6 protein-coding genes are annotated in these 6,698 nt (G+C 64.7%); 4 read left to right on the top strand and 2 right to left on the bottom strand.

The features are described 5' to 3' along the window. Positions 1-112: 112 nt before the first annotated feature. Positions 113-571, top strand: a complete 459-nt coding sequence (locus ACPUD7_RS17525; protein ID WP_425120625.1) for a flavin reductase family protein — start codon at positions 113-115, stop codon at positions 569-571. An 85-nt stretch (positions 572-656) separates the two neighbouring features. Beyond that, positions 657-1,742, top strand: a complete 1,086-nt coding sequence (locus tag ACPUD7_RS17520) for an Rv2578c family radical SAM protein (protein ID WP_425120624.1) — start codon at positions 657-659, stop codon at positions 1,740-1,742. A gap of 100 nt (positions 1,743-1,842) precedes the next feature. Here ACPUD7_RS17520 and ACPUD7_RS17515 read toward each other — a convergent pair whose 3' ends face one another. Further along, positions 1,843-2,499, bottom strand: coding sequence for a TetR/AcrR family transcriptional regulator (locus tag ACPUD7_RS17515; protein ID WP_425120623.1), 657 nt, complete (start codon positions 2,497-2,499; stop codon positions 1,843-1,845). 211 nt (positions 2,500-2,710) lie between these two features. Here ACPUD7_RS17515 and ACPUD7_RS17510 point away from each other — a divergent pair, with 211 nt between their 5' ends. Beyond that, a complete protein-coding gene (locus ACPUD7_RS17510) occupies positions 2,711-5,107 on the top strand; it encodes an ABC transporter permease (RefSeq protein ID WP_425120622.1) in 2,397 nt (798 codons plus the stop codon). A gap of 87 nt (positions 5,108-5,194) precedes the next feature. Then, the gene (locus tag ACPUD7_RS17505; protein ID WP_425120621.1) at positions 5,195-5,932 is read left to right on the top strand and encodes an MgtC/SapB family protein; all 738 of its coding nucleotides are present in this window, start codon (positions 5,195-5,197) and stop codon (positions 5,930-5,932) included. Here ACPUD7_RS17505 and ACPUD7_RS17500 read toward each other — a convergent pair. Then, positions 5,929-6,567: a TetR/AcrR family transcriptional regulator gene (locus ACPUD7_RS17500; protein ID WP_425120620.1), complete on the bottom strand. Its 639-nt coding sequence runs from the start codon at positions 6,565-6,567 to the stop codon at positions 5,929-5,931. The two genes, ACPUD7_RS17505 and ACPUD7_RS17500, sit on opposite strands and share 4 nt — an antisense overlap. Positions 6,568-6,698: the final 131 nt, after the last annotated feature.

Genomic DNA, 6,698 nt, shown 5'->3' with positions numbered 1-6,698 from the left:
CCATGACTTTGTGTTTTCTGGGAGTGGCGCACAGAAGCAGAGACGGGCTGTTATGGCTGGAATCCAGCCGCTGTACTGGCTGGATTCTGGAGCTGAACCGGCCTACTTAAAGTTGATCACACACAACTTCCCGCAGGGGGTCGCCTTCCTCGGCGCCGAAGTCGACGGGACCCCGCTCGGGCTCGTCGCCTCCACCCTGACCGTCGGCGTCTCGCTGACTCCCCCGCTGGTCAGCATCGCCGTGCAGAACTCCTCGACGACCTGGCCCACCCTGCGCCGCGCCCCGGAACTGGGCATCTCACTGCTCGGCACGGACCAGGAATCCTTGGCCCGGCAACTGGCCTCGAAGGATCGCAGCCGTCGATTCGCCGGGGTCGACCCCGAAGTCACCGCCGCCGGCGGGCTGACGATCCCGGACAGTTCGGCATTCCTCTGGACTCGCCTCTACAACGAAGTCGAAGCCGGCGACCACACCATCGCGCTGCTCGAGATCCTCGGCACCTCCAACGAGGACGGCCCCGAGGCACTGGTCTTCCACCGCAGCGCCTTCAAGGGCATGCGCACTCCCTGACACCTCCCCTGCGGCACCGGCCTCACCGGGCCGCTCGCCGGGCCTCACTCTTGACGCTCATTCGAACTCGTGTTCGAATTGGGCCATGAGGTGGAACGAACTGACCGATGACGCTGGCCCGAGTGCTCCCGACCTGTTCGGAGTGAAAGGACTCGTGCGCAGCGTGCGGACACCGGAGTTCGCCGGCATCACCTTCCACGAGGTGCTCGCGAAGTCGGCTCTGAACAAGGTGCCGAAGTCCAGCTCGATGCCTTTTGCCTGGACGGTGAATCCGTATCGCGGGTGCTCCCACGCCTGCGTGTACTGCTTTGCCCGCAACACCCACCGCTACCTCGATTTCGACCCCGGGACGGACTTCGACCGCCAGGTCATCGTCAAGATCAATGCCCCCGAGGTGCTCACCGCAGAACTCGCGAAGCCGAAGTGGACCCGCGAACTCGTCGCTCTGGGCACGAACACCGATCCGTACCAGCGCGCCGAGGGCCGATACAGTCTGATGCCCGGAATCATCAGCGGGCTGGCCGAGCACGGCACCCCGATGTCGATCCTCACCAAGGGCACGCTGCTGCGCCGAGACCTTCCGCTCCTGTCCCGCGCCGCCGAAGACGTCCCCGTGGAGATCAGCATGTCCTTCGCCGTCCACAACGACGCGCTGCAGCAGACGATCGAACCGGGCACCCCGACGACCGCCGCCCGGCTGGCTACAGTGAGGGCGGCAGCCGAACTCGGATTCGACGTCACCGTCTTCCTCATGCCGGTGATGCCCAAACTCACCGATTCGCTGGACCATCTGGACGCGGCGCTCAGAGCGATCCGAGACGCCGGTGCCGCCCGGGTCGTCTACGGGGCACTGCACCTGCGGCCGGGCGCACGCGAATGGTTCTTCGAGTGGCTCGAACGCGAACATCCCGAACTCCTCCCCCGCTACCGGCGCATGTACGCCACGTCCTCCTATGCGTCGAAGGACTACCGTCGGTGGCTCGCCGAGCGCATCAACCCACTCATTGACCACTACCGGCTGCGGGGGTCGAGCGATGATGACTATCCCGCGACGCAGAAGCCACAGACGACGGGGACCCGCGGACACGAGGAGACGCAATCCGCGCCCGGGAGAAGACTCGCGATTTCACCGGCGAGCTGGACTCCCCCGCCGCAGGAAGCGCTCTTCTGATCGGAAACCGCCCCTGGAGCGCGGGCCTCCACGACCACCTGCGTCACCGGCAGGCATCGCACAGCCGTCACCCGAGGGCTCCTGCCGAACTTCGTCCCGGTCAGATCAAGGGCTTCGCAGGATAGCGGACGAGCCCGTCGGGGGCGGTCACGGGGGCGGCGAGCATGCCCGCAGCCGCATCGATGAGGAAGCGCCCGACCTGCTCCCAGGTGCCCTGGTGAGATCCCTCGGCCATCTTCTCCTCCTGGTCCGCACACACGCCGATGACCATGTGCGCGAGCAGATAGGCGCGTCCGCGCAGAACGCCTTCCGGGATGCCCTCGACCTCGCCGTTGATGAACCTGATGTCATCGGGGACGCCGAACTCGTCCATCACCGCCTTCGCGACATCGACCGCCGAGGGCACCGATCGCAGCTGGGAGAGGAACTGCGCACGCCAGCTCGGACGGGGCTGATCGTCAAGGAGTTCGAACAGCGGACGCAGACGGCACTGAACATATTCACGGATTCCGGGCGATTCTCCCAGCTCGGCCAAGAGCGCGTCCCTGCGCTCCGCCATCTCGTCGAGGTGGCGGGTGACGAGCGCACCGAGCAGACCGTCGCGCCCGCCGAAGTGATAGGCGATCGCCGAATGATTCGCGGCTCCAGCATAATCGACGATCCGCCGATTCGACACCGCATCGATGCCGTACCGAGCAAACAGCTCCTCGGCTGCATTGAGCAGCGCCTCGCGTGCCCTGTCACTCTGCCTGCCCATCAACCCGTCCTTCATCAGCGTCGTCCCTCAGCCGAATCGCCCTTCCGAAGGAATCGGTGCGCCGCCGAGGGAGGGACCCGGCTCGGCGAGTTCTGCCATCACTGTGGCAAACGGGAGGCGATTTCACAATTCTAAGTCACGTGTCTTAAACTAGTCGAGTTCAAGGTGGTCGACGGCGATCACGCGACTTCCACACATCAGGAGGACGACAGTGACCACCCCACCGCCGCGCACGCGCCGAGAGGCTCGCGAACTCGACGCGCTCGAGGATTCGCACCGGAGTTCCGCTCAACCCTCTGAGTCTGGAAACGACGACTCTGCCGCTCCCTCCGCCTCGGCGTCGGATCAGGACGCGACGGCAGAGGCCAAGCGCGCCAAGGCCGAATTCATCGGCCGCACACTTGCGATCTTCATCATGCCGCTCATCTTCGTGGGCATGATGATCACGAGCTATCTCGGCACCATGCACTCCCCCACCGCCGACGACATGCCGGTCGTCGTGGCCGGGTCCTCCTCGAAGGCCTCGGATGTGAAGTTCGCACTCAACGGCTCGGAACCCGATGCTCTCGATGTCGACGTCGTCGACGACTCATTCACGGCCCGCCAGATGGTCTCCGATCGCGACGCCTCGGCGGCCGTCGTCGTCGACGGCAAGAAGGCGACCCTGTACACGGCCAGCGGAGCAGGCATGCAGCAGTCGACGCTGGTCACCGACCTCATCATGCCCGCCCTCCAGGATGAGGGACTCACGGTGAGCACCGAGGATCTCGCTCCGCTGCCGGACAGCGACCCATCCGGACTGGCCGCAATGTTCCTCATGACCGCGATCGTCATGGCCGGCTATCTGCCGTTCAGCGTGCTGCGGTCGAACTCCCCCGAGCTGCTCAAGTTCAAGCGCATCGTCCCGATCCTCGGCGCTTGGGCGGCCCTCATCGCCGGACTCGTCTGGACGGTGACCTGCCCGATCCTCAACGTCGTCGATGCCGAGGACACCGTCGCGGTGCTCGGCATCGCCTGGTTGGGCGTGTTCGCGATCTCCTGCGTGCAGCTGTTCATCACCCGTCTCGTCGGAGCCATGGGTGTGATCTTCGGCATCCTCTTCCTCATGGTCCTCGGAATGCCCTCATCGAATATGGCGATGCCCGTATACACGATGCCGAAGTTCTTCCGCTTCACCCACGAGTTCCTTCCGATGCCGGCGATCGGAGAGTCGCTGCGCTCCGTGCTCTACTTCAACGGCAGCGGAGTCACCGGACACCTGCTCGTGCTCGCGATCGGAGCCGTCGTCGGTCTCCTGCTGACGAAGGGCTATGACTTCCTCTCGCACCGGCGCAACCCGAATCCCGAACCGCTCGACGTCAACATCCCGTCGATCCACGGCGGACGTCGCCCCGATTCGAAGGTCATCCGGTACATCTCACTGATCATCTTCCCGCTGGCGATGGTGACCATGATGATCTCGTTCATGCTCGGCGCGATGCACTCCCCGTCCCCGAAGGACATGCCCGTGGCCGTGGTCGGCTCGTCGACCGAGCAGGCTGAAGACACCATCGATGAGCTCAATGCGCAGATGGAGGGAATGTTCGACTTCACCGCACTCACCGACGAGGAGGAGGCACGGGCCCTGGTGGAGAACCGGGAGGACGTCGCCGCTCTCGTACTGCCGTCCGAGGACACTCCGGAATTCGGCCTGATCGCGAATCAGGCCGGGAACAATGCGTCCTTCCGGGTGGTCAACCAGATCTTCGAGCAGGTCGCCTCGGCGCAGGACATGGACCTCACGGTCGACGACGTCAAGCCGCTGCCCGACCGAGACAAGAACGGCGTGGTCGTCATGTATGTGGCCATGGGGTGGATCCTCGCCGGATTCATGGTCATCATCGTGGCCGCGAACGCGAACCCCTGGACCCGCCCGCTCAAACGGATGATCCCGATCATCCTCATCTACGCCCCCTTCATGTCACTGGTCGTCGCTCTCATCGCCGGCCCGATCACCGGCGCGGTCGACGGCCACTTCGCGGCCCTGTGGGGTGCGGGAATCGTCGCGATTCCGTGCATCTCGATGTTCGCGATGGTCTTCGAACGGCTGATCGGGATGTTCGCCATCATCCCCGTCATCGGCACCCTCATGTTCGCCGGTGTGCCCGCGTCGAACGGGGCTCTCTCGAAGTACATGGTGCCCTCGTTCTTCGCGACCCTGCACGACTTCCTGCCGATGGCCGCGTCGGTTGAGACGATCCGCTCGATCCTCTACTTCGACGGCGACGTCGTCGCCGAGCATCTGCAGGTCCTCGGCCTCTGGGGCCTCGTATCCCTGGCTCTGGTGTTCCTCATCGACGGCATCAAACCGCCGCGCACGGAGCATGACTTCGGAAACCTGCACCTAGAACGCGAAAGGGAGAGGAACAAGGAGGGCCGCCAGCGTGCGCTCGAGTCGGGGCAGCACCCAGGCGAGTGGGAATCCGAGACCGTGCAGGGCTCGATCGTCGAGGACGAGGCAGCACCCGAGCCCGGCCCCTCGCACGCGCCGACCGCGGGTGACGGCCTGAAACGCCCCACCTCCGAGGCGGCCGATGAGCAGGAGCGGATGATCCCCTCCACCGTCTGAGCTCGAGACCGCCCACGAGCGCCTCATCGGACACGACCGACAGTCCCGGGCTGTCGGTCGTGTTCGTACCCGACTAATGTGAGGTGAATGATGAGTGTCTCAGATTTCTTCGGCTCCACGAGCCTGCAGGAAGCCGAGTTCCTTCTGGTGAGCTTCGTCCTGTGCTCCCTCATCGGATTCGAGCGGCAGTTCCGGCAGAAGAGCGCCGGCTACCGCACGCATGTGCTGGTGGGCATCGGCACCTGCGCATTCACCCTGGTCTCGGCCTACGGGTTCGCAGGAGTGCTCGAAAACGATATCCGGCTCGACCCGTCGAGGATCGCGGCGCAGATCGTTTCGGGCATCGGCTTCCTCGGTGCCGGGGTGATCTTCAAGGGTCGAAACATGGTGCGCGGCCTCACCACCGCCGCGACGATCTGGGTGACCGCCGCCGTGGGCATGGCCTGCGGTGCCGGCATGCTGTCACTGGCCACGATGCTCACCGCTCTCCATCTGTTCACCCTCTTCGTCATCGCCCCACTCATCCGGCGCATCCCCGACAGCGACCACAAGAAGCTGATGCGGATCACCTACAAAGACGGATCCGGAGTGCTGCGCGACATCCTCGGGGTGGCGAGCTCGATGGGATTCTCGAACACCATCGTCGACACGAAGCGCTTCGAGGACGAGAACGGAGTGCGGATGGTCCAGATCGACGGCAAGTTCGAAGGCAAACCACCGCTGCACCTCCTCGTTCCGCAGCTCATCGAGCTGCCGGGGGTGGACAAGGTGAGCATGCGCGAAGACCGCGTGCACTCCGTCGATGCCGACGGCGACTCCGTCTAGCGCAGACCGGGGTCGAGGGATTCCGGTGATGCACTGCATTCGAGGTGGGCGAGCATCGCCCTGAACCCGGCGCCGACAGATGCCCGCGCGCTCGGCCCGAAGACCGTGGTCTGCACGACGGCGCCTTGCATCATCGCCAGGATGGCGGGAGCCAGTTCACGGGCCCTGAGCTCCGCAGCGTCGCCGTCCATGGCTGCCGAGCGCCGGAAATAGGCTCGGAGGTAGTCCGTGAAGAACCCCAACAGAGATTCGAAGATCGCTCCTGCTATCTCCGCGAATTCCTTGTCATGGGCGGACTCGCCCCATATCTGAAGCAGGGTCGGGGCGAGGGGGTTGTCGTCGAGAAGGGAGTCGAGCAGGGGCGGAAACACCTCCCGGGGTGCCGGAACCTCCGCGGCATCGCCGAAGTCCTCAAGCTCTGCCACACGCTGCTCCATCACGCGACGCCCGACGTCGGTCGTGAGCTCGGCCTTCGAGGAATAGTAGACATAGACAGCGCCGGCGGAGAGGTCCGCCTCCTTGACGATATCAGCCATTGAGGTCCCGCTGAACCCCTTGCGGGCGATGCACGCCAACGCCGCATCCTGAATCCGCAGGCGCATCGCCTGTCTGTGCTCTTCGGTGACCTTCGGCACTGCTCCCCCGTTACCTTTTAAGTAGCCTCAACATCCGTCAGGATAGAAGGGGTCGCTGGCCTGAGGACCTCGGCATGATTCATGCCCCCAGTCGTCATGATCCGGGGGGTGTTGTCACCGAGGTTCGAAGG

The sequence above is a fragment of the Brevibacterium sp. FAM 24630 genome (assembly GCF_049804075.1).
In the GTDB taxonomy this organism is placed as follows: domain Bacteria; phylum Actinomycetota; class Actinomycetes; order Actinomycetales; family Brevibacteriaceae; genus Brevibacterium.
Note: the sequence above shows the minus strand (reverse complement) of the source record. Positions and strands in the feature narration are given on the sequence as shown.

What these genes read in the sequence shown, in the direction of transcription:
- ACPUD7_RS17520 (WP_425120624.1), top strand. Translation starts at nt 657, where the DNA reads ATGAGGTGGAACGAACTGACCGATGACGCTGGCCCGAGTGCTCCCGAC.
- ACPUD7_RS17515 (WP_425120623.1), bottom strand. Translation starts at nt 2,499, where the DNA reads ATGGGCAGGCAGAGTGACAGGGCACGCGAGGCGCTGCTCAATGCAGCC.
- ACPUD7_RS17505 (WP_425120621.1), top strand. Translation starts at nt 5,195, where the DNA reads ATGATGAGTGTCTCAGATTTCTTCGGCTCCACGAGCCTGCAGGAAGCC.